We start from the raw sequence: 25,665 nt of genomic DNA on the forward strand, positions 1-25,665 counted from the left end.
ATCATGAAGTCAGTTATACTGGCTTCTTTCTATTTATGCTTGATTTTGTTATAATGGATAAGCTAGGATGGTGGAATATGTTTTTAAAACGAATAGAATTATTGGGATTTAAAAGCTTTGCGGACAAGACTGTGATACTTTTTGATCAAGACATTACAGGAATTGTTGGTCCCAATGGCTGTGGAAAAAGCAATGTAAATGATGCCATTCGTTGGGTTTTAGGAGAACAAAGTACAAAATCACTTCGCTCAGGAAATAGTATGTCCGATATTATTTTTTCTGGAAGTGAATTTAGAAAGCCAGTGAATTTGGCAAAAGTAACTTTGGTTTTTGATAATTCCCAACATATTTTTGATTCGCCATTTGAAGAAATCGAAATTACACGACAGCTTCAGCGATCCAATAACGAAGCCAGTTATTTTATTAATAAAACACCGTGTCGATTAAAAGATATCAATGACTTAGTCATGGATACAGGATTGGGAAGAGATTCTTTGAGTATTATCACACAAGGAAATATTTCGAGTTTTGCGGATGCCAAACCAGAGGAAAGGCGTTCTTTATTTGAAGAAGCTGCAGGGGTGGCTAAATATAAAAAGCGAAAAAAGGTATCGTTACAGAAATTAGAAAAAACACAAGACAATTTAGATCGTCTGCAAGATATTATTGATGAATTAGAGCGTCAATTGTCTCCTTTGGAAAAAGCGGCTGAGAAAGCAAAGAAATTTATGTCTTTGAAGGAAGAATTATCGAGTATTGAAATCAGTGTTCTTGTAGAAGATATTGAAGTGTATCAGAAAAAAATCAAAGATATTGAAAAACAATTATTTGAATGTAAAGCATTATATACGTCTAAGGAAACAGATTTAAACATCAATGACGATAAATTAAGTATTCTCCGAAAAGAGATGCATACATTGGATGCGAAAATCAGTGATTTGCAGCAAATATATACAAAAACGATGGAAGAAAGCTATCAATTGGAAAAACGTAAAGTTGAAATTGATGAAAAACGTAAATATTTATTAAAAAATGTAGATCAAAAGCGTCGTCAGCAAGAAATTAAATCTATGCTGGATGAAGCAAAATTTGAATATGAAGATCGTCGAAATCGTCTTTCTTCTTTACGAAGTGATTTATCGCTTCATAAAAAGAATTTAGAAAACTATAAAAATAAAGAAAATCGTATTTCATTTGAATATCGACAAAAAGATAGTATTTATCAGCAATTATTAAATCGTAAACAAGTCTTAGAAAATATGATGAAACAACCTTTTTTGCATCAGCACGGGGTGAATGCCATTATGAAGGCACGACATTCATTGTCTGGAATTGAAGGCGTTGTTTCTGAATTGCTGATACCTGCTGATGATAAAGCTTTGGCAATTAATGCAGCATTAGGATCTAGTTTATATAATATTGTGACAAAAGATGAGGCCAGTGCTCGCTATGCGATTTCTTTTTTAAAGAAAAACCATTCTGGGCGTGCTACTTTCTTACCAATGAATGTATGCAAAGAACGACAAAGAAATGCGCAAATTCAATTCATTGCTTCACAGGCTAAAGGTTATATAGGCTGGGCCAATGAATGTGTAGAATGCGATGAAAAATATAATTTGGTTAGAGATCGTCTTCTTTCGCATGTACTGGTTATTGATACTTTAGAAAATGCCAATGAATGTGCAAAACAACTTAAATACCAAGTTAAAATTGTGACATTGGATGGAGATATAGTTCATGCCGGTGGATCTATGACCGGTGGATTTAATAAATCACAGAGTTCACCTGTTACTCTTCAAAGTGAAATCAAGCAAGTGCTTTCGCAATTGGAAGGCCAGAAAATGGCTGTGGATCATTTATTAAGTGAAATAGATGAATTGAATCGTAAAATGGAACAAGAAACAGATTTATGTGTTCAGCTTCAAATTGAAATTGCGAAACTGGAAAATATATATCAGACTAAGCGAGATAAATATGAAACGTTATTAGAGGAATATAAACAATTAGGGGTTTCATTAGAAGATTCGAAAGAATTAAAAGAAGATGAATTAGTTGTTCAAATGGCTAAGATGCACGCAAAAATGGATGACTTAACATCACAAATTCAATCATATCGTACGCGTCGCTTTCAAGTAGGAAATCAAGTTGAGCAATTAGAAAATACGATTCGTTTATTGCGAAGAGAAATGAATGCTTCCCAAAGTGAACTTCATTCCATGGAAATTAAACAAGTGCAGTTACAAACTAAGCTCGATAATGCTTTAAATCAATTAAATAGTGAATATCACATGACTTATGAATTCGCATCGAGTCTTAAACAAGAAGTTGATGTAAATCAAGCTAAAGAAAGAGTGTTATGGCTTCGCCAGGAAATATCCAAACTAGGGAATGTGAATTTGGAAGCACCGAAAGAATATAAAGAAATTAAAGAGCGCTATGATTTTTTAAATCATCAAAAAGAAGATTTGATTTTGGCTTCCAAACAAATATTAAAAGCCATAGATGAAATGAACGAAACCATGATTACACAATTCACGGATATGTTCCATAAAATCAATGTAGAATTAAATGAATCTTTTAAAGCAATGTTTGGAGGCGGAAAAGCCAGATTGGTCATGGTCGATCCAGATGATGTTTTGAATACGGGAATTGATATTCAAGTACAGCCTCCTGGAAAAACAATCAAAAATCTTCAATCCTTTTCAGGAGGAGAAAAAGCTTTAATCGCGATTAGTGTTTTATTTGCGATTTTGAAAGCACGAACAATGCCTCTTTGTATTTTTGACGAAGTTGAAGCGGCTTTAGACCAAGCCAATGTAGAACGCTTTGCTCGTTATTTATCGCATTTTCGTAATCAATCGCAGTTTATTGTTGTGACACATCGTCCAGGTACTATGGAACAATGTGACACATTATATGGAGTAACAATGCAAAAAGATGGCGTCTCCAAATTATTGAAGGTACAATTAAAAGATGCTGTATCTTTGGCAGAACAGGAGGAAAACTAATGGCTTTTTTTCAGAAAATAAAAGAAGCTTTTGTGAAAAGCGATGACAAAGATAAATATTTAAGTGGATTGAATCGATCCAAGAAAAGCTTTGGGGATCGAATTCGAGTTTTATCCAATAATTTTCATGGTATAGACGATGAATTATTAGAAGAAATCATGGTGATTTTATTGGAAAGTGATGTAGGTATTCATACGGCTCAAAAAATTGTAGATTCCTTTGAGTCTCGTGGAAAAGAAATTAAGAATTATAATTCCATGGAAGATTATCTTATCTCTATTTTATATGACTTCTATGACGAAGACCAGGACACGGAAATTCAATATAATACAGATGGACCCACTGTCGTTTTTATGGTGGGTGTCAATGGATCTGGAAAAACAACAACCAGTGCAAAATTAATTCGAAATTATCTAGAACAAAATAAAACAGTGGCCGTTGTAGCAGCGGATACATTCCGTGCAGGTGCTGTAGACCAGATAGAAGTCTGGGCCAATCGATTAAATGTTCCATGTATTAAAGGAAAACCCAATCAAGATCCGAGTTCCGTTATCATGGATGGATGTAAATATGCTTTAGAAAACAATATCGATATATTGATTTGTGATACAGCGGGTCGACTACAAAATAAAACCAATTTAATGAAAGAATTATCGAAAATGGCTCGTGTAGCCCAAAAAGTCATTCCAAGTGCGCCACATGAAGTATGGCTGGTTATGGATGCGACAACAGGGCAAAATGGAATTTCACAAGCCAGATTATTCTTAGAAGCAACTAATGTAACAGGTATTATTTTAACGAAGATGGATGGAACGGCTAAAGGTGGAGTTGTTCTAGCCATTCGTGATTTGCTGCATCTTCCTGTTCGTTTCTTAGGATTAGGTGAAAAACCAGAAGATTTAAAACCATTTGATATTAATGCCTATTTAATGGGTATCACCAAAGGATTGGAAGAGTGATGCTGGATCATTTTGTGATGAATGAATTGTTTGATGTATATGGACAATTACTGACAAAACGACAACAAGAAATTCTTCAATTGTATTGTCAGGAAGATTTATCGCTTTCAGAAATCAGTGAAGAACTCCATATTTCTAGAGCCGCGGTTTTAGATGCGATACATAAATCAATTCATCAGTTAGAAAAGTTCGAATCTGTGGTACAATATGTACGCAAAAGAAATCAACTATTTGCCTTAGTTGAAGACAATCAAAGTTTATCTGAGAAAATCAGATCTATATTTTAGGAGGGTAATTATGGCAATTGTAATGAGCGTAAATGCAGGAAGTTCTTCTTTTAAATTTCAAGTCTTTGAAATGCCAGAAGAAAAAGTATTAGCACAGGGAAATGTTGAACGAATTGGATTGGATAATTCAATTTTTGGAATGAAATTCAATGGACAAAAAATTGAAGAAATCAGTGATATTCCAGATCATGGTGTGGCGGTTCAAAAAATTATGGATGCCTTAGTTGAAAATAAAATTGTGAATCAATTAGAAGACATTCAAGCCATTGGACATCGTATGGTTCATGGAGGCGAATACTTTGATCATTCTGTATTGGAAAGTGAAGATGCTGTTAATAAATTTATTGAATTAACAGACTTAGCTCCTTTACACAATCCAGCTGGATTGCTGGGATATCGTTCTTTTAAAAAAGCTTTACCAAATGTTTCTCATACATTTGTTTTTGATACAGCATTTCATCAAAGCATGCCAAAAGAAAATTATTTATATGCGATTCCATATGAATATTATGAAAAAGATAAAGTTCGTCGCTATGGAATGCATGGAACATCTCATTTGTATTTAACACATCGCTATGCTCAAATTACAGGAAAAAGATTAGAAGATGTAAATATTGTGACTTGTCATTTAGGAAACGGTGGAAGTATTACTGCTGTTAAAAACGGAAAATCCTTTAAAACATCTATGGGATTTACACCATTAGCAGGTATTATGATGGGAACTCGTTGTGGAGATATCGATCCAGCCATTACCGTTTTCCTTCAAAAGAAATATGGATATACATACCAAGACATTGATAACATTTTAAATAAAAAATCTGGTTTATTAGGGGTTTCAGGTATTTCCAGTGATTCTCGTGATGTAGAAGCTGCTGCCAATGAAGGAAATGAAAGAGCTATTCTAGCGCAAAAAATGTTTGCCAGCCGTGTTATAGAAACCGTTTCTGGATACATTGGATTAATGGGTGGAGCCGATGCGATTGTATTTGCAGGAGGAATCGGTGAAAACGCATGGAATTATCGTAAAGCCATCTGTGATGGATTGTCTGTATTTGGTGTTGATGTGCCAGATGAATTAAATATTGGTGTACGTGCTAAAGAAGCCAAATTAAGTTCTGAAACATCTAAGATGGAAGTATGGCTTCTTCCAACGAATGAAGAATTAGTGATGGCACGAGATGCTTATAAGGATTTGATGGCTAATGCATAAAGAAATTTTAGAAGAAATTGCCAAAGCCAATCGTATCACCATTTTTCGTCATCAATTAGCGGATATGGATGCCATAGGCTCTCAATTGGGTTTGTTTACCTGGATTAAAGAAACATATCCTGAAAAAGAAGTCTATAAAGTTGGGTTTCCTTCACCGATTTCTGAAAAATTTGATAATGCACTGGATGAAGTGAGTGATGAACAAATCCATGATTCACTGGCAATTTTATTGGATACAAGTAATTTGGCACGCGTATCGGATCCTCGTTTTTCCTTGGCAAAACGGAAAATTCGAATCGATCATCATGTTAAAATCGAATCCATATGTGATATTGAATGGATTGATGAAAAAGCCAGTGCAACTTGTGAGATGCTTAGTATGTTGTTTATGAAAAATGGTATTTATATTTCTTCTAAAGTGGCTCAGTATTTTTATTGTGGATTAATAGCAGATAACATTCGTTTTTCTATTTCCAGTGTACGAAAAGAAACATTTGAAGTGGCTGCCTATTTGATGGAATGCGGTTTAAATGTTTTACAAGCCAATGAAATCAATTTTGCCATTTCGTATTCGGATTATTTATATGAAACAAAGGTTCGACAAAATTCAAAACGAGTCAATCATTGTTTGTATGCCATTATGGAAAAAGAAGACTATGTTGAATGTAATCAAAGCTATGAAAATGCCAAAGACAAGGTATATGTATTAAGTGGCATAGATGACATTCAAATTTGGGCTTTATTCACAAAAATGAAAGACAGTGACTTATATTCTTGTTCTCTTCGCTCTAAAACATTAAATATTCGTGAAATAGCTCAAAGCTTTCATGGAGGCGGACATATTTGTGCTTGTGGCATTAAAAATGTGACTCGAGAACAAGTCGATGAAATCATTCATCAATTATCGATTAAAAGTTTAGAATAAAAAAGTATTAAGCATTTGCTTGGATCCACGTGGTTAGGGAAAATTCTCTAGCCACTTTTTTTAGGAGGAGTACATGAAAAATACAATCTTAAATATTATTGGAAGTTCATTATTGGCTTTTGGCGTTTGTGCCTTTATTGTTCCATTTGACATCATTGTCGGAGGTGCTACAGGACTTTCTATCATTGGACATAAATTACTAGGATTCAATATGTCAACCATTGTTTTATGCATCAATATCATTTGTCTTCCCATTGGCTATATATTTGGAAGTAAAAAACTTGTATTAGGGTCCATTTTATCTTCACTCGTATATCCCTTTGCCCTGGCTATTTTTGAACAAATTCCAATGATCACAAATATTGTAGACAACATTTTTTTAGCTGTATTATGTGGAGGTATTGTATGTGGAACCGGAATTGGTTTAGTTATGCGTTCAGGTGGTTCTACAGGAGGGGTAGACATTCCTTGTTTATTGATGGCAAAATATATAAAAGTGGGTGTAAATCAAGTTATCAATGTTGTGGATACATTGATTATGATTGGACAAATTCCATTTTCCAATATTACCTATATCATTTATGGACTCATTTATACTTATATTATGACCCATTCTATTTCTCGTGTTTTAACGCTAGGTGTTGATAAATATCGAATCGATGTCATCAGTGAATCTTTTGAAACCATTTCAAATGCACTTCTTAAACAAGATTATGGCTTAACATTGTCTTATGTGCAATCTGGTTATCGCAAAAAAGAAGTCAAAAAAATTGAATGTGTTGTAGATATGAAAAGACTACGAAGCGTACAAGACATTATTGAATCCATTGATCCAACGGCTTTTATTACGATTGAAAAAGTTGTCGATGTAAAGGGAAGAGGATATACTTTAGAAAAGGAATGGCTATGAGGCATATTTTATTAAGCGACTACAATTTTGACCAAAACTGGGCGTATCCCACTTTGAAAAAATATATATCCAAAGAAGATAAAGTCTGTATTTGTGCTTTGACTTTTTTTGAAGACAATGAAGAAGACTGGAACCGTCAATTTAAAAAAGGACAAGGCTATTTATATCGAGCTTACCAAGATGTATTCTATAAATATGGGATTCAAGATATTTCCTGGATTGAATACTACAAGGATTCAATTCAGGAAATGATTCAAAAAATAAATAATAGTACGATTTTATATATACCAGGAGGATCTCCTGATATATTTATGAAACGAATCAAACAATGTCGATTAAAGAAAATATTAAAAAACTATCAAGGAACTATATTAGGTGTTTCAGCAGGGGCTATGGTTCAATTGGAGGCTTATCACATTTCACCTGATGAAGACTATAAAGAATTTGGTTATTATACTGGATTGGGGTATCTATCTGGATTTGATATAGAAGTACATTATCAGCTTCGCAATCAAAAATGGATTGATAAAGTTATAAAAGAAAAACACATTCCTGTATATGCGATAACAGAAAAAGGTGGCATAGTCATTGATAAAAATATGGAATGTTTTGGAAAAGTGGAGGAATTTAGATGAAAAAAATTGGAATATTATGTCTTTGTTTGTTGTTGAGTGGCTGTTCTCTTTTTCAATCGAAAATTAATGACATTAAAGGAAATTTAGTGGGAAACAATTATACGGTTTATACATATGACAATTATGGAAATCAGGTATTTAGTACGACTGGTGAAAAAATCAGTATTACAGGCAATGTTGTTGAATCGAAAAGCGTGGATCAAAATGGAAATGAACAAATAAATTATGAATTATCCAGTGTTATTACCATTACTATTGATGGAAATGAAATGGAATCTTGTGGAGATACTTGTATTTTTGAACAAAATGGATTAAGTCCCGATGTTGATTTTGCTTTAGGAAACATTGATAGTCATTCGAATTCCATCGCCGATGCAGCTGCGATTTCCAGAATGATCAATAAATACAAAAATATGTTTGGAAAATCTAGAATTGTGGTAATCAAATCGCAATTGGGACAACCTATTGTTGCTTATTCTGGTGATAAAGTATATTGGGAAATTCCTGAAAATTTACCAAAAATGACAAAATTGATGATTGATGGAAAAGCTTTATATATTCATCGAGCGAATTTTCAAATTATTGATCAGGAATTATTAAATTAGGAGAAACCATGAAAGCAATTTTATTAGATATAGATGGTACATTATTAAATAGTCAAAAAATAATTACATCTAAAACAAAAGAAGCCTTATTAAAAGCACAAGCTTCTGGTATTCGATTGGCTATAGTTTCAGCTCGAACACAAAATGGTTTGAATCGTTTTGGTAGAGAACTCCAATTTGAAAAATATCACGGTATTTATATTGCCTGCAATGGAGCTCATATTACAGATGCACAAACAAAAAAAATAATTTATTCAAAGATGATGTCAAAAGATCTTGTCAAAGATATTTTAGAGCATTTAAAAAAATTCAATGTGACTGTATTAATTGCTCATAAAGAATATATGTATACAAATGATGTATATGGATGTCATATCACTTTAAATAATAAAGACTTCGATGTCATTCAATATGAATCTAGAAACAACGAATATTTGTTGTGTGAAAAAAGAGATTTAGCTTCTTTTTGGAACTGGGATTGTCCAAAAATATTAGTAGCAGGGCAGCCTGAATATTTACAAGAAGTTCATGAACAAATGGCTGCACCTTTTAAAGATGTTACAACCCATGGATTTACGGCTCCTTTTTATTATGAATTTAATCCTAAAGGAGTCAGCAAACCACAAGCTATTCAAATTGTTTTTGAATCTATGGGAATTTGTCCAGAAGAAATGATGGCTTTTGGGGACCAGAAAAATGATATTTCTATGATTCAATATGTGAAATATGGAATCGCAATGGGAAATGCGATCGATGAATGTAAACAAGTGGCTTATGATATTACATTAGATAATGATCACGATGGCATTGCGCATGCGATTTATAAATATATTCCTGAAATACAATAAGGTGTGGCTATTTACCACACCTTAATCATTTTCTTCAAAAGAACCTGTATACAAATGATAATAAACACCTTTTTGGTTCATTAAATCCTCGTGATTTCCTCTTTCAATGATATGACCATTGTCTAAAACCATAATCGCATTGGAATTTTGAATGGTACTCAATCGATGAGCAATCACAAATACCGTACGTCCTTCCATTAATTTATCCATGCCATCTTGTACAATTTTTTCAGTACGGGTATCAATGGAAGAAGTCGCTTCATCTAGAATTAATACCGGTGGATTGGCCACAGCTGCTCGGGCAATAGATAACAATTGTTTCTGTCCCTGTGATAGACTTTCTTGACCTGCCACAATCATTGTATTATAGCCATGTTCCAAGTGCTTAATAAAATCATGGGCATTGGCTAGTTTTGCAGCAGCAATGCATTCTTCATCTGTCGCATTCAAATTTCCATATCGAATATTGTCCATGATGGTTCCTGTAAATAAATTAACATCTTGTAGTACGATACCTAAACTTCTTCGTAAATCATCTTTTTTAATTAATTTGACATCAATGCCATCATATGTAATGGAACCTTTTTGAATATCATAAAAACGATTGATTAAATTTGTGATTGTTGTTTTACCAGCACCTGTTGCACCTACAAAAGCTATTTTTTGTCCGGGTTTGGCAAATAAAGAAATATCATGTAAAACAACTTTCTTTTCATTGTATCCAAATGTGACATCGTGAAAGCGTACATCCCCTTTTAAAGGCACCAATTCCACTTGTCCATTCGAACGTGGATGACGCCATGCCCAGTGGCCTGTATTAAAATCAGCTTCTTGTCCATTTTCATCTACATTGACCAAAGTAACTTTTCCTTTATCGATTTCTACTTTTTCATCTAAGATATTATAGATACGAGTGGCACCGGCACTTGCCATAACAATGGAATTTAATTGCTGGCTGATTTGATTGATGGGACCATTAAAAGATCGATTTAATTGTACAAAGGCAACAATTGTTCCAACTGTAATACCTCCAATGTTATGTAAAGCTAAAATCGATCCTGCAATGGCTGTAACAACATAGGATAAATAGCCTAAATTTCCTAAAATTGGCATTAAAATATTGGCATATGTGTTGGCTTTTGTAGATGCTTCACATAATTTTTCATTGACTTTATCAAAATCTTCAATGGCTTTTTGTTCATGCGTAAATACTTTAACAACTTTTGTTCCTTCTATCATTTCTTCAATGAAACCATTGACATGGCCTAATTCATTTTGCTGAGCCTGAAAATAAATTCTTGAAAAAGATGTCACTTTTTTTGAAATAAACAACATTAGACATGAAAAGGCAACTGTAATGCAAGCTAAAATGGGACTCATCATAAACATGGAAACCAATACCGCAAATATTGTCACAAAAGATGAAATAAAAGAAGGAATGCTTTGTGAAATTAATTGACGAAGTGTATCGGTATCATTGGTATAAACTGACATGATATCTCCATGTGCATGGGTATCAAAATATTGAATAGGAAGTGCTTCCATATGTATAAATAATTGTTTTCGAATATTATTAAGTGTACCCAGTGCAATTTCAATCATGACACGATTCCATAAATATGTAGACAATACACCAATTCCATAAACACAGGCTAGTTTTATTAAAGCTATGGCTAATGGCATAAAATCAGTGTTTTCTGAAATCAACATAGGTGTAATATATTGATCGACTAAACTCTTAATAAATGTATTTCCGATAACACCTGCAATCGATGAAATGATGATTAAGATAAAAACAATAAAAGATAGGCCTTTATTATTGGATAAAGTTTCCTTTAAAACACGAAATAAGCTTTTAAAATTATTGTTCATCAAAATCACCTCCTTTTTGTTGTGCTTCATATGTTTCTTTATATTGAATACAAGAAGACAATAATTCTTCATGAGAACCCAAAGCAACCACTTGTCCATCATCAATCACTAATATTGAATCGGCATCTTGAATGGAAGAAATACGTTGTGAAATGATGATACGAGTGGTATCGGGTATTTTTTCTAAAAATGCTTGACGAATTAAGGCATCGGTTTTCGTATCGACTGCACTTGTTGAATCATCAAGAATTAATATTTTTGGTTTTTTCAATAAAGCACGAGCAATACATAAACGTTGTCTTTGTCCTCCAGATACATTGCTTCCGCCTTGTTCAATATGTGTATTGTAACCATCTGGCATTTTCTGAATAAATTCATCGGCTTGAGCCAGTTGACATGCTTCTACTATTTCCTGATCACTGGCATCTGGATTTCCCCAGCGCATATTTTCTTTAATGGAACCAGAAAACAAGACATTTTTTTGAAGGACCATGGCAACATTGTCACGTAGTGTCTTCAAATCATATTCTCGTACATCTACACCCCCTACTTTGATATTTCCAGCAATAACATCGTATAAACGAGGAATTAACTGTACAAAACTGGATTTTGAGGAACCAGTAGCTCCCAATACACCTAGTGTACTTCCACTTGGAATATGTAAATCAAAGTCTTTCAGGACATAGCCTTCTTCAACTTCGCCATAATTAAAATATACATGATTAAAATCAATGCTTCCGTTTTTGACTTGCGTTAAACCATTTTCAGGAGATGTTAAAGAACTTTGATGATTGATGACATCGGCTACACGTTGACAACTGGCAATGGACATAGTAATCATGACAATCATCATGGACATCATCATTAAAGACATCAATATGTTGTTGGTATACGTAAACATAGATAATAATTCCCCTGTTGTCATGGAATCAGATACAATTAAATGGGCTCCAAACCAGGAAATCAATAAAATAGCACAATACATTGTGAACTGCATGGCCGGTGTATTTAAAATCAATATCTTTTCTGCTTGTTTTTGAAGGCGAAAGACTTCGTCAGAAGCATGTGTGAATTTTTCTCTTTCAAAATCTTCACGAACAAAAGATTTTACAACACGAATTCCAGTAATGTTTTCCTGTACCGAAGAATTCAGATTATCAATTTTTTTAAACATTTTCATGAATTTAGGATGTACTTTGGTACATACAAAGAAAAGAACGATGCCTAAAAATACAATAGCAAAAACAAATACAAACGCTAATTCACTATTGACCTGAAAAGCCATAAATAATGCACAAATCAACATCATAGGGGAACGAACACAAGCACGAATAATGGCCATATAGGCATTTTGAATATTGGTAATATCCGTTGTCATTCGTGTAATCAATCCACCAGTGGAATAGGAATCAATGTCTGAAAACGCAAAATCCTGAATATTTTTAAATTCAGCTTTTCGTAAATTCTTAGCTAAACCAGCTGAGGCAATAGATGCATGTTTTCCTGAGAGTGCTCCAGCAATTAAGGAAATTAAAGCCGCAATCACCATATAAAGACCGACTTTAACAATGACATTCATATTACCTTGGGCAATGCCTGAATCCACTAAATCAGCCATAAAATACGGAATTAAAACTTCCATAATGACTTCAATTCCAACATAAACTGCCGATTTTATGGAAGAAGTTTTATATTCTTTGATTTGTGATGCTAAAGTTTTAATCATGTTTTACCTCCTTTGAAATGTTTTGTAAAGAACGCTGCAGAAAAGCCAAAAATAATTCTTTTTCTTCATTTGAGAATCCTTTTAATAAATTTTCTTCATTTACTTCAATTTGATTCTTAATCATTGACTCCATTTCAAATGCTTTTGGAGTCAATACAATTTGTTTGGCTCGTTTATCAGTGGGATGAGATAAACGTTGAATAAATTTTTTCTGTTCCAATCGATTTAATAAACCTGTAACAGTGGGATTGGAAATCTTTAAATCATTTTCAATATCTTTTTGAACAATAATTTCATCTCTATGACTACTTAAAAAACGAAGAACATCACTTTGTGATTTGGTTAAATCACATTCCTTTAGTGTATGATCCATGACATTTTTTAAGCTTCGACTAATAAAATGAAAATAATGTGCATATAAAATGGGATGATTCATAGAGCCTCCTATATATAGCACGCTAATATATAGCGTGCTATAATTTTATCTATGAAGTTCTTATTTGTCAATACATATAAATTTGATAAAATAAGAATATGAAAAAAAATGAAGAATATATCGCAACTTGTATAGACGAAACAAGAATGGGCTCGGGTATTGTAAAAATTAAGGATCAGGTGGTTTTTGTACCGGATTTACTAAAAGAAGAAGTTGCTACTATAAGAATTGTTAAAGTCAAAAAAAATTATGCGTTTGGTATTATAAAAGAACTGATTTCAAAAAGTTCCTTTCGTATTCAACCTCTATGTCCATATAAAACATGTGGAGGCTGTCAATATCAACATATAGACTATGCTTATCAGCTGCAAATGAAGACAAAACAAATGAAAGACTTATTTTGTCGCCAAGTCAATGAAAATATTGAAGTAAAAGATACAATAGGATGTCAATATCCATATTATTATCGCAATAAAGCACAGTTTCCCGTACAAATTAAAGACAATCAAATTCAAATTGGATTTTATCGAAAACACTCCAATGACATTGTGCCATGTAAAAAATGTTTGATTCAATCCGAAGACATCAATACGATTTATCAATTTATTCAAAATCATATAACTCTTGAACAAGCCATAGAATTGCGTCATATATTTATTCGTACATCGAATGAAGAATCGCAAATTGTCTGGATTGGAAGAAATGAAAAACCATTTGTTTCTTTAAACGAACAATTATTATCAGTGTTTCCCAATCTGAAAAGTATTGTCTTTAACTATAATCAAAGAAAAGACAATGTGATTTTAGGAAAAGATTATATAGTGATGGCAGGAAGAGATTTTATTTATGAATCTTGTATGAATCACAAAATACAGCTTCATTTTAAATCTTTTTTCCAGGTAAATCCCAAACAAATGGAAAGACTCTATCAAACGGCTATAGATTGTGCGAACTTAAATAAAAATCAGACATGTATTGATTTATATTCTGGAACTGGAACCATTGCCTTAGCTATTTCAAAGTATGTAAAAGAAGTTATTGGGGTTGAAATTGTTAAAGAAGCAGTAGAGAATGCGAATCGAAACAAAGAAATTAATCATATCGAGAATTGTACTTTTATTTGTCAGGATGCCACAGAATTTGCACATGAAAGAAAATATTCAGACATCGATGTATTGTTTGTGGATCCTCCTCGAAAGGGAATGAGCGAACAAGGAATTCAGGATATTGTGACTTTACAACCAGAAAAAATTATTTATATTTCCTGTAACCCAGAAAGTCTGGTTCGAGATTTGAATGTATTTTCAAAACAGGGATATTATTGTCAAATGATTCAGCCCGTGGATATGTTTTGTCATACAACAGGAATTGAAAATATTGCGGTATTGAAAATGGAGTGAAACAATCACTCCATTTTTAAAAATCCACTTGAATCCAATACATTATGAATCTGATTGGATAACCACTCCACTGTAAAATATGAACTATATTCTCTTTGATAGTGCTGACTGGCCAGGTTTTCTGTATATTGTGAAAAAGGCATTAAACGAAAATTGCTATAATTGGATTCAAAGTGATTCACAATGGGAATGATTTTCACATTTTGAATGGAAATATTTTCTTCTTCTTTTACAATGTCCCAAGTCGCAATGGCTCCAATTTCATACATATTTTCAAAATCTTCACTGGCACGACTAACTTGAGCCGCACTGGAAATAAAATTTCCTAAAGAATAAAATACAATGGTTTCTTTTCCCTGGTCATTAACCAATGTTTCAGCGGGTTGAATGGTATGGGGATGATTTCCAATAATGACATCAACTCCTAAATCATTTAAAAAAGAAGCTACTTCTTTTTGTGTATCATTCACTTCAAATGTAAATTCATCTCCCCAGTGCATACTCACAAATACTAAATCAGCTTGTTTTTTTGCTCTTTTCACATCATTTTCTATCAAATCCTGACAGTTTTGATCGAATTGACCATATTCATTCAAAAAATAATTCACATCATAACTATTTTGACTATATAGATTTGTGGCATAGGTATAAGCTAAAATTGCTATGCGGAGACCGTCTTTTTCCACGATGGAAATGGTATCTCTTTGTTTTTGGGATGTATAAGCACCCGTATGTCCAATTCCATTTTCATCTAAAATAGATAATGTATTTTCAATACCTTGTACACCTTGATCCACGCTATGATTGGTCGCAAATGTAACATAATCAATGCCAATGTCTTTGTATTGATTCGCAATTTCATAAGGTGCATTGAATTGATAGGCAACACCTGATATTCCTAATTCTTTTCCTCCAATAGGAACTTCCTGATTGGCAATGGTCAAATCACTATCCAAATAGGGAAGAACATCGTCCAGATATGAACCGAATTGATAATTGTCCATCCAATCATATAATCCTTGTTCATATAGTAAATCTCCTGTAGCACAAATAGAAAGAGTTTGGATTTCTGGTTCTTTTTTGAATAGATGAAAAATTGCTGAAATCAAGGAAAAAATGAGTACTAGAGGAATGATGCAGACAATAGCTAAACGAAAGTAATTGATTTTTCTTTTCATAGTTTTATTGTATCAATAAGATGTCAAAGAATAAATGTCAAATATTACAAAAAAACGCGAATTATCACTTTCGCATTTTATGTTTTATTTTTCGTAGTGTTTGATAAATGGAATACATCTTTGGATTGACTATAAATTCAAAATCACCCATTAATTCAATCACATTTCCATTAAAGCCTTTCTTAAATAAATATACACCATAATCGGGTGCACTTTCATCAAAAATACCACTGATTCCATATAAATTATATCGTTTATATCCTTTTTCAATGCATGTCTTTAGCATATGCCAGTGAAGAGCATAGGGAGAACAAAACTTCATATATTTTTCATAGACACCGCTCATCAGACATAATATTTCTTGTCCATATGTAAAAAATAAACCAGCGGCTAATATAATATTGTTTCCATCGGATTCTATAATATGATTGGCGTCTTCTATTTTCTTTTGGAATATTTGTACTTGTTCCATCGCGATATTCATTTTCCGTCGAATTTTCAAGCTTTCCTGTTTTTCTAAGCGAATAGAAGACTGGTTGACAATGTCCTGATGTTTTTGTAGATCTTTTTGAAGACTATGAATATAGTCTTGCATATTCATTGTGGCATATAAAAATTGTACATAGCCATCTTCATGAAAAGAATCATAAACATTTTGATAATAAGAACTCTCTCGAAATTCAAATCCTCTACGTTGCGTAGTATCTTGAATGATTTCTTCATAAATAGATAAATGATTACGATCCAATTCATGTACTTGTATATTATAATCCATCACATGATGAATACTGCGTATTGTTTTTCTTTCCATTCGCTTCAATAAATCATCTTGTGTTATATTTTCTGTATCAATGGTATATATCCATCTTGGTTCACGACTGGCATCAATTCCTGTAGTAAAGCCTTCGTGTGTATAACCAAGTTTTATAAGATGATTAAAAATATGGGAATGATCAAATCCGTTTTCTACAATTTGTCCTTGCAGGTTTCTTTCTTTATAAGGAAAATACGGATTCATATGCAAATACAATATGTTTTTCTTTTTTAAATAGGAAACAAGTTGTTCATGGAAAAAAGATAATAATTCCAAATTTGAAAAATCAAGAAGGGGACCTCTTAGAATTTGACAACAAGAATAAGATTTAAAAATAGGAACAAAAGATAACATGCTTGCAGCAATAACTTGATCATTTTCAAGGATGCCCACATAAGAATATGGATAGCCTCGTTTCATTCTTTGATGTGCCATGTTTGGGGTTTGCCAGAAGTTGTTGTTGGAAAAATGAATGGAGAATTCTTTGAATTCTTGTTCAGATAGTTCTTTAAAAATCATATGAGTACCTCTATGTAAGAATTATATCATTTTTATAAAAAAAGTGTCCATTACTGGACACAATTAAATATAATGCTTGGCAATATTTTCAATTCCATCTGGATTTTTTTGAACCCATTGATCAAAAGAGCAACCATCTTGAGCAATCTTTTGACCTAATTCAACCATAAATTGTGGAATATCTTGTTCTAAGATAGCACCAATTTCTTTACCCATTGATTCTTTTCCTTGTTCATCGTTTCCATATATAAACAATAAGAAAGCAGGATAAGCTTTTTTATCAATGACTTTCGTATGACCTCGAAAACCAATTTTTCCAATTTGGTGGGTTCCACAAGAAGAAGTGCAACCCGAAATATGAATGGTGCATAATGCATTCGAAGGAAGATTGGCATCACGTACAGCTTGGATACAAGCTTTTAATAGACCTTGTGAATCTCGTAAACCAACTTGACATGTTTGAGCGCCAATACAGCTGATCGATTTTTCAAAATCAGATTGAGCATTGTCTTCTTGAATAAGTTCGATGATTTGTCGGGCTTCAAGTGCTGTACAATTAATAATGTAACAAGATTCATCTGGCGATAATCGTAAAGAAACGTCTTCCATGGATGCAATTGCCTGATTTAAGGCATTCAGTGTTTCCCATTTTGGATTTCCCCCAATTGGATGGTAACAAACACTATATAAGCCTTCTTGTTTTTGTGGAATAACAAATGGATGATCAATGGTTCCATTTCCTTGTTTTACAATTGGTTTGGATTCCACTTGTATTTTTAAATCTTCTTTAAACGCATTTTCTAAGTTTTCATTAAAAATAGACTGGAACGCTTTTTCTCCACCGACTGCTTCTACCATATAACGTGTACGCGCTTTAGCACGGTTTGTATAATTTCCGTGCTGCAAGAATGTATCACGCATGGCTTTAATATAATATAGAATGTTTTCACCCGCAATATGACTGGCTACCTGAATTCCAAATTTTGGATTGTTTCCCAATCCTCCTGCACAATAGACATCAAATGTACCGTCATTATTAGCAACAAATCCTAAGTCACGGAACGTAGCATGGGTTACATTTTCTATGGAATTCGAAAAACCTACCTTTAATTTTCGAGGCATTTTTTCAGCTTTAATCAGTGTTAATAAGTAATCACTGGCTTTTTGTGCATAGGGTAATACATCAAAACATTCATTTTTTTGTACACCCGATAATGGAGAGCACATTACATTTCGTGGAAAATCTCCTCCACCTCCTAAAGGAATAATACCTGCATCTAAAGCTTGTTCATAGATTGGAAAGAGTTGTTCACAACTTAAGTCATGGAGCTGAATGGTTTGACATGTTGTAAAATGACTTCTTGTGACTTGGTGTTCTCTCATCGTATTAACCACAAAGTTTAATTTTTCTTTTGAAATGGCACCAGCTGGCATACGTAAACGAAGCATACTGGCTTTTCCACCTTTTTGTGAATAGCTTCCATAAAAACCAGAAAAACCTTTATAATCTTTCATGCTCATTTGGCCTGCATAAAATTGTCTGGTTTTATCATAAAATTCTGTTAAATCATTTTTAAAATCAGTTGTCATAGTGTTTTCCGTCCTTTACAATAATTCTAAACTAATTTTGGTGAAAATAAAAGATTATGATACACTTAATACATGGCATATTTTCCTTTTTTTATTGAATTAAAAAATCAAAATGTATTAGTGATTGGTTCGGGTCCCATCGCAAAATCGAAAATAAAGACGTTACAAGAATTTGGTGCTATTGTCACTTGTATTTCTAATTCAGAATGTGACATGAATTGTATTCATATTCAAAAAGCATTTGAAATAAGTGATTTAGATGGTTTTTCTATTGTTGTCATTTCGACCAATGATAAAAACTTAAATCATAAAATTGCCAAGATTTGTAAAGAAAAACATATTTTAGTAAATGCAGTGGATCAAAAAGAAGATTGTACTTTTATTTTTCCTTCTATCATTAAGAAAAAAGACATTGTCGCTGCTTTTTCTTCTTCAGGAAAAAATCCAGTGATTTGTCAGTATTTAAAGAAACAAAACGAAAAAATTGTGAGTGATCAATTGGCTTGTATTAATGAAAAAATGGAGAACATTCGAAAGGAACTAATGCATTTGGATGCGAAAGAAAGAAAACAAATTTTAAATGAATTTTTAGAAAAATCATTGCAGGAACAATAGGTGATGATATGCATATAAAAGTAGGAACAAGAGGATCAAAATTAGCTTTAATTCAGACGCAATCAGTTATTGATGTATTGGAAAAGGCTTTTCCCGAACATTCGTTTGAATGTGTTATTATTCATACAAAAGGTGATAAAAATGTGTCTTCTTTATCAAAAATAGGTGGAGATGGTTTATTTATTCGTGAAATAGAGGAGCAGCTTATTCAAGATAACATTCAAATGGCAATCCATTCTATGAAGGATTGTCCCATTGAATTAAGAAAAGGATTGACTTTATCCAAAGCCTGGAAACGAGAAGACAATCATGATGTATGTATTTTAAATCAAACAACTTGGAATAATTTAAAACCACATGCTAAAATCGCAACAGGAAGTATTCGTCGAAAGAAACAACTTGAAACTTTAAGAAATGACATAGAAATTATTGATATTCGAGGTAATATTGATACGCGTATTCGTAAAATGAAAGAAAATGGATATGATGGATTAATTTTAGCAAAAGCTGGATTAAATCGATTATCGATTCCATGTGATTATATTTTTTCCTATGAAGAAATGTGTCCAAGTCCTTGTCAAGGCGCTTTGGCTATTGAATGTAAAGAAGATAATGTGGAATTATTACAGATGTTAGATACTTTCTATGATGAAAAAACAGAAATAGAAGTTTGTTGTGAACGCTCTTTCTTAAAAGAAATGAAGTGTTCGTGTCAAAATCCGATTGGAGCGAGTGCAACCTATGAAAATGGGAATATTCATTTATATGCGATGTATGGCGATGAAAAATTGTATTATGCTTCTGTAGATGGAAATCATCCGGAACAAGTGGCTTTTGAAGCCGCAAAAAGAATTCGAAAACAAATGAAACATCATGTGACTTTAGTTTCGGCAGGTCCTGGAAATATCAAAGACGTAACATTAGCTGCTTTCGAAGCGGTTGCACAAGGTGACTGTATTTTATATGATCGTTTGATTCCCATGGAATTATTGGATTATGCCCAAAAAGAGTGTGAATGTATCTATGTGGGAAAAGCCAGTCATCATCATACTATGACACAAGATGAAATTAATGCCTTATTAGTGGAAAAATCATTACAATATAAACATGTTGTTCGACTAAAAGGAGGCGATGTCTTTGTTTTAGCACGAGGACAAGAAGAAATTCAGACTCTAAAAGATAAAGGCATTTCTTATTCAACGATTTCAGGGGTTTCTTCTTGTATTGCAGCTCCTGGTAGTGCTGGCATTCCTTTAACAATGCGAAACATTTCAACGGGTTTTCATGTGATGAGTGCCCATAATACAAAAGGTGAGTTTTCGCATTTGGATTTTAAATCTTTGGCGAAAAGTCAAGATACGTTAGTTTTTTTAATGGGATTGTCAAAAGCTAAAAAAATTGCACAAAAATTAATGGATGAAGGTATGGAAGCTGATATGCCTATGGCTTTGATTTCACAAGCTACAACGATGTATCAGAAAATGTTATATACGACTTTAGAACAGATTCAATATCAGAAAATGGATTTAAAATCGCCTTGTATGATTGTGATTGGACAATGTGTACAATTTCATGATGAAAATAAAAAAGAAATCATTTTGCCAAAAATTGGAAAAGAATCCATTTCATTGGATTTACCGGGTTATAAAATTCATGAAATTCAAGTTTCAAATATTCACTTTCTTCCATTTGAATTTAAAAATATTCCAAATACTATAATTTTCTCTAGTAAACATGCGATTGATTCATTTTTTAAGCAAATCAATGACATACGAAATTTTGTGAATACAAAATTCTTGTGTGTAGGAGCTTCAAGTGCAAATTATTTAAAATCTTATGGCATTTCCTGTGATTTTATGCCTTCAATTTATAATATGGAAACCCTGATAAAGGAATGTCCGTTTTCATTAAAAAATGCGGTTTATTTAAGTGGATCAAATAAAAGGGAATATGAATTTGAATCGATAAAGGTTTATGAAAATAAAGAAATTAAAATTAAGAATATGAATGTTTATCATCCAGTTTTATTTACTTGTGGATCCAATGTCAATCGATTTTTATCGCATGTCATGAATATGGATGAATTTAAAGAAAAGGGAGTGGCATATTCCATTGGTCCAAAGACATCAAAAGTCTTAAAAGAATGGGGTATTCAAAATATTAAAGAAGCCAAAGAAGCATCTTTAATTTCTTTATGTGAATTGGTGAAAGAAAATGAAGACTAAAGATGTTACGTATGGTGCTGTATTTACCGCTTTAATTGCGATTGGCTCTAAAATATCGATTCCTTTACCATCCATTGGCATGCATTTTACACTACAATGGCTATTTATTTTATTGGCAAGTTTACTATTGGAAAAGAAAAATGCCTGTATCAGTGTCGCTACTTATTTATTGCTAGGCCTTATTGGCTTACCTGTTTTTGCCTCGGGTGGAGGCATTGGCTATATATTAAAACCAACTTTTGGTTTTTTACTTGGCTTTCTGGTTGCGACTTTTGTGATGGTCTCGATGCCAAAAAAAGATTTTATGAAAACTATAATAGGGTTATGTACATATTATGGTTTTGGTTTTCTTTATTATTATTTTATGATGGCTTTCTTTTATCAGCAGTCACTGGGAATATGGATAGCCATTATCAATTGTTTTACAACCTTTATTCCGGATTTATTTTTATGTATTTTGGCTTGTGAAATAAAAAAACGTGTTCGCTTATTCTAAAATGGATAAGCTTTTTTTTGAAATTAATAAGATAAAAATTACAATATTTTGAATTGTCTAGGAGAAGACAAGCGATTATAATTTATTAAGAGGATTTATACTATGATTTATATAGCAATTTGTGATGATCACAAAACACAGGTGGAATATATTAAAAATTGTATTCAAAAATTGAATTTAAAAAAAGAAGTGGAGTTATGTACGTTTACTAGTGAAGAAGATATGATTGAAACGTGTAAAAGAATCAATCGTAATTTTATTTTCATTTTAGATATTGTTTTAAAAGATAATGTAAGTGGTATTGATATTGCCAAAACAATCAATGAATTGTTTCCTAAATCAGTTATTATTTTTATTAGTTCGTATTTAGAAAAGGTAACGGACATTTTTGAAGTGGAGCAGTGTTATTTTATTTATAAACCAGAAATGGAGAAACGATTACAAGGTGCTATAGAAAAAGCTATTTCAATTTATGATAATCGAAGTCGTACATTAAGTTTTAAAGTAGGAAGTGAAACAAAGATTGTTCCTTTAAGTGATATTTATTCCATTGAACGGATAAAACGATATAGTTTAGTTAAATGCAAAGACCATGTGTATCGAATATTAGATGATTTTGAAAATTTAATGCCAAAATTAAATTCTTATTTTTTCCAGTGCCATCAATGTTACATTGTGAATTTTATGAATGTAAAAGAATTTAGTAAAAAAGAATTTATATTAACGGATCAATCATATGTTCCGATTAGTCGATCTAGATTAAAAGAAACGGAACATAATTTTCAATTGTATTTAAGGGGATTGTGACATGAATGTACTTAAAGTAATTTTAAAAGAAAAAGAAATTGTGATCTTTATTCTATGTGAATTATTTATGATTGGTTTTGCTCCTATATTCTGGGTTAGTAAGAAAAATGCATTCAATGCGATTTTATTGGTTTTTTTAATATTAATTGGTTCTTTTTCTTTATATTTGTTGTATAAAATCACAAAGAAATTTGATCAGCAATCGAAAGAAAATGCAGAAAAAGAAATTTTATTGAAACAAAAAGATATTCAAAATCAGCATATTCTGGCTACGATGCAGATGACAAAGGATTTAGATGAATTAAAGATGAAGGTACAAAGAGAATTGTATGACCAGGATATCACTACTACGCAACAAATTGATGACTATATCAAATCACATTATGAATCCATTTTCATGTTTTTTACGGATAATAAAATTGTAGATGCCATTGTGTATAATAAAGTCATGTTGATGAAAAAACTTCATATTAAGTATTCTATTGATATTGTGATTCCTTCTCAATTAGAAATAGACAACATTGTTTTGATTTCAGTATTAGGAAATTTACTGGACAATGCGATTGAAGCTTGTGAAAATGTAAAATTCGGGAAGCGTTTTGTGAATTTAAAGATGCGATTGAATCAGGGATATTTAATAATTGAAGTGCAGAATTCATGTATAGACAATAAAATAATTGAAAAAGGAAAGAGCACAAAAAAAGAAAAAGAAGAACATGGTATTGGTTTAAAAATCATTGAAAAGTATTGTCAGGAATACAATGGAATGTTTGAAACCAGTGTTTTGAATCAGCAAGCCTCTTCTTATGTGTCTTTGAAGTGCAGGAATTAAGATATGACTGGATATACAAATTTATATCTTCAACTTATTTTTTTGATTCAGGAATTAAATTATGCTTATTTTCTCATTCATTTTTTTGATTCAGAAAATAAGAAACGAGATTTTTTCATTATTTTATTCATGTATCATTTTGTTTTTGATCCCATTGCATATGAGTTTCAAAATAATATTGTATTAAAATTCATTTGGGGTAGTTTTTCTTTATTAAGTATCTGGTTTTTATATCATAAAAATTGTACCGTTTTTAAAGTCATAACATCGTATATTATCATGGTGGTTGTCATGAGTTTTACGGAATTGATTTTATTGGGATTTATGCATTTAATTAATTTTGATTTATCTCATATTGATATGCTGAATTATCCTTTGTATTTGTATGGTATACAAGGTGTTTTATATTTTATTTTGTTTACATTGTCTTTAAAAATTTTTTCGAAACGATATTTAATCTATTTAAAAGAAAATTTATTTTTAATTTTCTTATATATCAATCAGGCTATTATTTCTTATTTTGCGGCGGGTTGTTTACTATATTTAACAGATGCAACATATATAATATATATTCTCTTGATTCAGATGCTTTTGTTTCTTTTTCAGTTGTGTTTGTTGATTATGCTCTATAAACGAAGTCTTGCCAAACAAAAGGAAAGAACGATGTGGATGCTGGAAAAAGAATATGAAAAACAATTAAAAACATATATAGATATTCGTGGAAATCAGGAAGAATATCGTATGCTTCGTCATGATATTTTAAATTTTTTATTGGTTAATAGAGGCAAATATGAATGATTTTCTGTATATGAATTTGATTTTCTTTTTACAGGAAATCAATTATGGTTATTTTCTTATTTATTTTTTAGGTTCCAGACAAAAGAAAAAAGATTTTTTATTTATTGTTGTATTTTCCATTTTGTGTTTAATCCAGTAGGGAGTCTACTAAAAAATCAGTTGTATCTAAAATTTATTTGGGGATTGATTTTTTTAATTGGTTTGTGTTTTTATTTTCGAAAAGAAGCATCTATTTTCAAAATTATTATTTCGTATGTTGTATTAGCTGGTGTGATGTGTTTTGGAGAGTTGATTTTATTAGGTATTCTTCATTTATTTGTTTCACAAGTCAATCAGATGACTATGCTGGATTTACCCTTCTGGCTTTATATTTGTCAATTTTTTATGGATTTCATTTTATATACATTATGTATACAATTTTTATCAAAATCAGTATTTGCTTATATCAAGGAGAATCTATTTCTAATTTTATTATATATCAATCAAATGTTGATTTTATATTTTAGTGTGGCTTGTTTAATTTATTATCCGAGTTCGATAATTTTATGTATTCATATAGTATTGATTGTCTTTCAGATTGGCATTTTATTACGGGTTTATAAACAAAGTTTGAAGAAACAAAATGAAATCACGTGCCAAATGTTAGAAATTGAATATGAAAAACAATTGAATGAATATATAAAAATAAGAGGAAACCAGGAAGAATATCGTATGCTTCGCCATGATGTACTAAATTATATTCAGGAAAAAAGAAGATAAAATTAAAATGTAACTATTTTATTACGGAGTTACTTTTTCTTTGTCACAATCTTTTCACAATTAATTATTTGTAAATAATAAATGAAATGATGTAAAAAATAACCAAAATTAGAACATTTAAATATGATAAGATGTATTTACCAAATAAGACAGAATAATATAAAAGCTGCGGGAAATATTATACATCAAATCAATATTATAGGAGGATTTT

24 protein-coding genes are annotated in these 25,665 nt (G+C 31.8%); 18 read left to right on the top strand and 6 right to left on the bottom strand.

From position 1 onward, the window contains the following. Positions 1-77: 77 nt before the first annotated feature. The 9 genes from ACI32A_RS09405 to ACI32A_RS09445 all read left to right on the top strand — a co-directional run bounded on the left by ACI32A_RS09405 (position 78) and on the right by ACI32A_RS09445 (position 9,387). Positions 78-3,008, top strand: a complete 2,931-nt coding sequence (locus tag ACI32A_RS09405) for a chromosome segregation protein SMC (protein ID WP_439754802.1) — start codon at positions 78-80, stop codon at positions 3,006-3,008. Beyond that, positions 3,008-3,967, top strand: coding sequence for a signal recognition particle-docking protein FtsY (gene ftsY / locus ACI32A_RS09410; RefSeq protein WP_439754803.1), 960 nt, complete (start codon positions 3,008-3,010; stop codon positions 3,965-3,967). Before ACI32A_RS09405 ends, ftsY begins: the two co-directional genes overlap by 1 nt. Then, the gene (gene ylxM, locus ACI32A_RS09415) at positions 3,967-4,254 is read left to right on the top strand and encodes a YlxM family DNA-binding protein (RefSeq protein ID WP_439754804.1); all 288 of its coding nucleotides are present in this window, start codon (positions 3,967-3,969) and stop codon (positions 4,252-4,254) included. The genes ftsY and ylxM overlap by 1 nt, the downstream gene beginning before the upstream one ends. 10 nt (positions 4,255-4,264) lie before the next feature. Further along, positions 4,265-5,464: an acetate/propionate family kinase gene (locus ACI32A_RS09420; RefSeq protein ID WP_439754805.1), complete on the top strand. Its 1,200-nt coding sequence runs from the start codon at positions 4,265-4,267 to the stop codon at positions 5,462-5,464. Continuing rightward, positions 5,457-6,389, top strand: coding sequence for a DHH family phosphoesterase (locus tag ACI32A_RS09425; RefSeq protein ID WP_439754806.1), 933 nt, complete (start codon positions 5,457-5,459; stop codon positions 6,387-6,389). The genes ACI32A_RS09420 and ACI32A_RS09425 overlap by 8 nt, the downstream gene beginning before the upstream one ends. 73 nt (positions 6,390-6,462) lie before the next feature. Then, a complete protein-coding gene (locus ACI32A_RS09430; protein ID WP_439754807.1) occupies positions 6,463-7,299 on the top strand; it encodes a YitT family protein in 837 nt (278 codons plus the stop codon). Further along, on the top strand, positions 7,296-7,934 hold the full coding sequence (locus tag ACI32A_RS09435) for a Type 1 glutamine amidotransferase-like domain-containing protein (RefSeq protein ID WP_439754808.1): 639 nt from the start codon (positions 7,296-7,298) through the stop codon (positions 7,932-7,934). Before ACI32A_RS09430 ends, ACI32A_RS09435 begins: the two co-directional genes overlap by 4 nt. After that, positions 7,931-8,539 carry a DUF5052 family protein gene (locus ACI32A_RS09440; RefSeq protein WP_439754809.1) on the top strand — a complete coding sequence of 203 codons (609 nt, stop codon included), beginning with the start codon at positions 7,931-7,933 and terminating at the stop codon, positions 8,537-8,539. Before ACI32A_RS09435 ends, ACI32A_RS09440 begins: the two co-directional genes overlap by 4 nt. Before the next feature lie 8 nt (positions 8,540-8,547). Continuing rightward, on the top strand, positions 8,548-9,387 hold the full coding sequence (locus ACI32A_RS09445) for a Cof-type HAD-IIB family hydrolase (RefSeq protein WP_439754810.1): 840 nt from the start codon (positions 8,548-8,550) through the stop codon (positions 9,385-9,387). A gap of 21 nt (positions 9,388-9,408) precedes the next feature. On the opposite strand, the gene ACI32A_RS09450 is transcribed toward ACI32A_RS09445, so the two are convergent. Genes ACI32A_RS09450 through ACI32A_RS09460 form a run of 3 tightly spaced genes read right to left on the bottom strand, consistent with a single transcriptional unit; the run spans position 9,409 to position 13,421 of the window. Further along, positions 9,409-11,259, bottom strand: coding sequence for an ABC transporter ATP-binding protein (locus tag ACI32A_RS09450; RefSeq protein ID WP_439754811.1), 1,851 nt, complete (start codon positions 11,257-11,259; stop codon positions 9,409-9,411). Then, entirely contained in the window at positions 11,249-12,985 is a 1,737-nt protein-coding gene (locus tag ACI32A_RS09455; protein WP_439754812.1) for an ABC transporter ATP-binding protein, read from the bottom strand. The genes ACI32A_RS09450 and ACI32A_RS09455 overlap by 11 nt, the downstream gene beginning before the upstream one ends. Next, on the bottom strand, positions 12,978-13,421 hold the full coding sequence (locus tag ACI32A_RS09460; RefSeq protein ID WP_439754813.1) for a MarR family winged helix-turn-helix transcriptional regulator: 444 nt from the start codon (positions 13,419-13,421) through the stop codon (positions 12,978-12,980). The genes ACI32A_RS09455 and ACI32A_RS09460 overlap by 8 nt, the downstream gene beginning before the upstream one ends. Positions 13,422-13,519: 98 nt before the next feature. Between ACI32A_RS09460 and rlmD the strand changes: the two genes are divergently transcribed. After that, positions 13,520-14,821, top strand: coding sequence for a 23S rRNA (uracil(1939)-C(5))-methyltransferase RlmD (gene rlmD / locus ACI32A_RS09465; RefSeq protein WP_439754814.1), 1,302 nt, complete (start codon positions 13,520-13,522; stop codon positions 14,819-14,821). A gap of 5 nt (positions 14,822-14,826) precedes the next feature. On the opposite strand, the gene ACI32A_RS09470 is transcribed toward rlmD, so the two are convergent. The 3 genes from ACI32A_RS09470 to ACI32A_RS09480 all read right to left on the bottom strand — a co-directional run bounded on the left by ACI32A_RS09470 (position 14,827) and on the right by ACI32A_RS09480 (position 18,922). After that, positions 14,827-15,999 carry a CapA family protein gene (locus tag ACI32A_RS09470; RefSeq protein ID WP_439754815.1) on the bottom strand — a complete coding sequence of 391 codons (1,173 nt, stop codon included), beginning with the start codon at positions 15,997-15,999 and terminating at the stop codon, positions 14,827-14,829. A gap of 64 nt (positions 16,000-16,063) precedes the next feature. After that, a complete protein-coding gene (locus tag ACI32A_RS09475) occupies positions 16,064-17,332 on the bottom strand; it encodes a peptidoglycan bridge formation glycyltransferase FemA/FemB family protein (protein ID WP_439754816.1) in 1,269 nt (422 codons plus the stop codon). Between the two features lie 63 nt (positions 17,333-17,395). Continuing rightward, entirely contained in the window at positions 17,396-18,922 is a 1,527-nt protein-coding gene (locus ACI32A_RS09480) for a nitrite/sulfite reductase (RefSeq protein WP_439754817.1), read from the bottom strand. Between the two features lie 72 nt (positions 18,923-18,994). On the opposite strand from ACI32A_RS09480, the gene ACI32A_RS09485 reads away from it, so the two are divergent. The 8 genes from ACI32A_RS09485 to ACI32A_RS09520 all read left to right on the top strand — a co-directional run bounded on the left by ACI32A_RS09485 (position 18,995) and on the right by ACI32A_RS09520 (position 25,454). After that, a complete protein-coding gene (locus ACI32A_RS09485) occupies positions 18,995-19,537 on the top strand; it encodes a precorrin-2 dehydrogenase/sirohydrochlorin ferrochelatase family protein (RefSeq protein ID WP_439754818.1) in 543 nt (180 codons plus the stop codon). Positions 19,538-19,545: 8 nt separating this feature from the next. Continuing rightward, positions 19,546-21,762 carry a hydroxymethylbilane synthase gene (gene hemC, locus ACI32A_RS09490; protein WP_439754819.1) on the top strand — a complete coding sequence of 739 codons (2,217 nt, stop codon included), beginning with the start codon at positions 19,546-19,548 and terminating at the stop codon, positions 21,760-21,762. Further along, positions 21,752-22,258, top strand: a complete 507-nt coding sequence (locus ACI32A_RS09495) for a biotin transporter BioY (RefSeq protein WP_439754820.1) — start codon at positions 21,752-21,754, stop codon at positions 22,256-22,258. Before hemC ends, ACI32A_RS09495 begins: the two co-directional genes overlap by 11 nt. A 102-nt stretch (positions 22,259-22,360) precedes the next feature. Beyond that, positions 22,361-23,065, top strand: a complete 705-nt coding sequence (locus ACI32A_RS09500; protein ID WP_439754821.1) for a LytR/AlgR family response regulator transcription factor — start codon at positions 22,361-22,363, stop codon at positions 23,063-23,065. 1 nt (position 23,066) lies between these two features. Then, positions 23,067-23,897, top strand: coding sequence for a sensor histidine kinase (locus tag ACI32A_RS09505; protein WP_439754822.1), 831 nt, complete (start codon positions 23,067-23,069; stop codon positions 23,895-23,897). A gap of 3 nt (positions 23,898-23,900) precedes the next feature. Beyond that, the gene (locus tag ACI32A_RS09510; protein ID WP_439754823.1) at positions 23,901-24,695 is read left to right on the top strand and encodes a hypothetical protein; all 795 of its coding nucleotides are present in this window, start codon (positions 23,901-23,903) and stop codon (positions 24,693-24,695) included. Beyond that, positions 24,688-24,834, top strand: a complete 147-nt coding sequence (locus tag ACI32A_RS09515; RefSeq protein ID WP_439754824.1) for a hypothetical protein — start codon at positions 24,688-24,690, stop codon at positions 24,832-24,834. Before ACI32A_RS09510 ends, ACI32A_RS09515 begins: the two co-directional genes overlap by 8 nt. Before the next feature lie 44 nt (positions 24,835-24,878). Beyond that, positions 24,879-25,454 (top strand): hypothetical protein, encoded by a 576-nt coding sequence (locus tag ACI32A_RS09520; protein ID WP_439754825.1) that lies wholly within the window; start codon positions 24,879-24,881, stop codon positions 25,452-25,454. Positions 25,455-25,665: the final 211 nt, after the last annotated feature.

Source organism: Floccifex sp., assembly GCF_051873555.1.
GTDB lineage: Bacteria > Bacillota_I > Bacilli_A > Erysipelotrichales > Erysipelotrichaceae > Floccifex.

What these genes read in the sequence shown, in the direction of transcription:
- ACI32A_RS09495 (WP_439754820.1), top strand. Translation starts at nt 21,752, where the DNA reads ATGAAGACTAAAGATGTTACGTATGGTGCTGTATTTACCGCTTTAATT.
- rlmD (WP_439754814.1), top strand. Translation starts at nt 13,520, where the DNA reads ATGAAAAAAAATGAAGAATATATCGCAACTTGTATAGACGAAACAAGA.
- ACI32A_RS09425 (WP_439754806.1), top strand. Translation starts at nt 5,457, where the DNA reads ATGCATAAAGAAATTTTAGAAGAAATTGCCAAAGCCAATCGTATCACC.
- ACI32A_RS09430 (WP_439754807.1), top strand. Translation starts at nt 6,463, where the DNA reads ATGAAAAATACAATCTTAAATATTATTGGAAGTTCATTATTGGCTTTT.
- ftsY (WP_439754803.1), top strand. Translation starts at nt 3,008, where the DNA reads ATGGCTTTTTTTCAGAAAATAAAAGAAGCTTTTGTGAAAAGCGATGAC.
- ACI32A_RS09445 (WP_439754810.1), top strand. Translation starts at nt 8,548, where the DNA reads ATGAAAGCAATTTTATTAGATATAGATGGTACATTATTAAATAGTCAA.
- ACI32A_RS09500 (WP_439754821.1), top strand. Translation starts at nt 22,361, where the DNA reads ATGATTTATATAGCAATTTGTGATGATCACAAAACACAGGTGGAATAT.
- ACI32A_RS09480 (WP_439754817.1), bottom strand. Translation starts at nt 18,922, where the DNA reads ATGACAACTGATTTTAAAAATGATTTAACAGAATTTTATGATAAAACC.
- ylxM (WP_439754804.1), top strand. Translation starts at nt 3,967, where the DNA reads ATGCTGGATCATTTTGTGATGAATGAATTGTTTGATGTATATGGACAA.
- ACI32A_RS09515 (WP_439754824.1), top strand. Translation starts at nt 24,688, where the DNA reads ATGAATGATTTTCTGTATATGAATTTGATTTTCTTTTTACAGGAAATC.
- ACI32A_RS09420 (WP_439754805.1), top strand. Translation starts at nt 4,265, where the DNA reads ATGGCAATTGTAATGAGCGTAAATGCAGGAAGTTCTTCTTTTAAATTT.
- ACI32A_RS09510 (WP_439754823.1), top strand. Translation starts at nt 23,901, where the DNA reads ATGACTGGATATACAAATTTATATCTTCAACTTATTTTTTTGATTCAG.
- ACI32A_RS09450 (WP_439754811.1), bottom strand. Translation starts at nt 11,259, where the DNA reads ATGAACAATAATTTTAAAAGCTTATTTCGTGTTTTAAAGGAAACTTTA.
- ACI32A_RS09470 (WP_439754815.1), bottom strand. Translation starts at nt 15,999, where the DNA reads ATGAAAAGAAAAATCAATTACTTTCGTTTAGCTATTGTCTGCATCATT.
- hemC (WP_439754819.1), top strand. Translation starts at nt 19,546, where the DNA reads ATGCATATAAAAGTAGGAACAAGAGGATCAAAATTAGCTTTAATTCAG.
- ACI32A_RS09460 (WP_439754813.1), bottom strand. Translation starts at nt 13,421, where the DNA reads ATGAATCATCCCATTTTATATGCACATTATTTTCATTTTATTAGTCGA.
- ACI32A_RS09455 (WP_439754812.1), bottom strand. Translation starts at nt 12,985, where the DNA reads ATGATTAAAACTTTAGCATCACAAATCAAAGAATATAAAACTTCTTCC.
- ACI32A_RS09440 (WP_439754809.1), top strand. Translation starts at nt 7,931, where the DNA reads ATGAAAAAAATTGGAATATTATGTCTTTGTTTGTTGTTGAGTGGCTGT.
- ACI32A_RS09405 (WP_439754802.1), top strand. Translation starts at nt 78, where the DNA reads ATGTTTTTAAAACGAATAGAATTATTGGGATTTAAAAGCTTTGCGGAC.
- ACI32A_RS09435 (WP_439754808.1), top strand. Translation starts at nt 7,296, where the DNA reads ATGAGGCATATTTTATTAAGCGACTACAATTTTGACCAAAACTGGGCG.
- ACI32A_RS09505 (WP_439754822.1), top strand. Translation starts at nt 23,067, where the DNA reads ATGAATGTACTTAAAGTAATTTTAAAAGAAAAAGAAATTGTGATCTTT.
- ACI32A_RS09475 (WP_439754816.1), bottom strand. Translation starts at nt 17,332, where the DNA reads ATGATTTTTAAAGAACTATCTGAACAAGAATTCAAAGAATTCTCCATT.
- ACI32A_RS09485 (WP_439754818.1), top strand. Translation starts at nt 18,995, where the DNA reads ATGGCATATTTTCCTTTTTTTATTGAATTAAAAAATCAAAATGTATTA.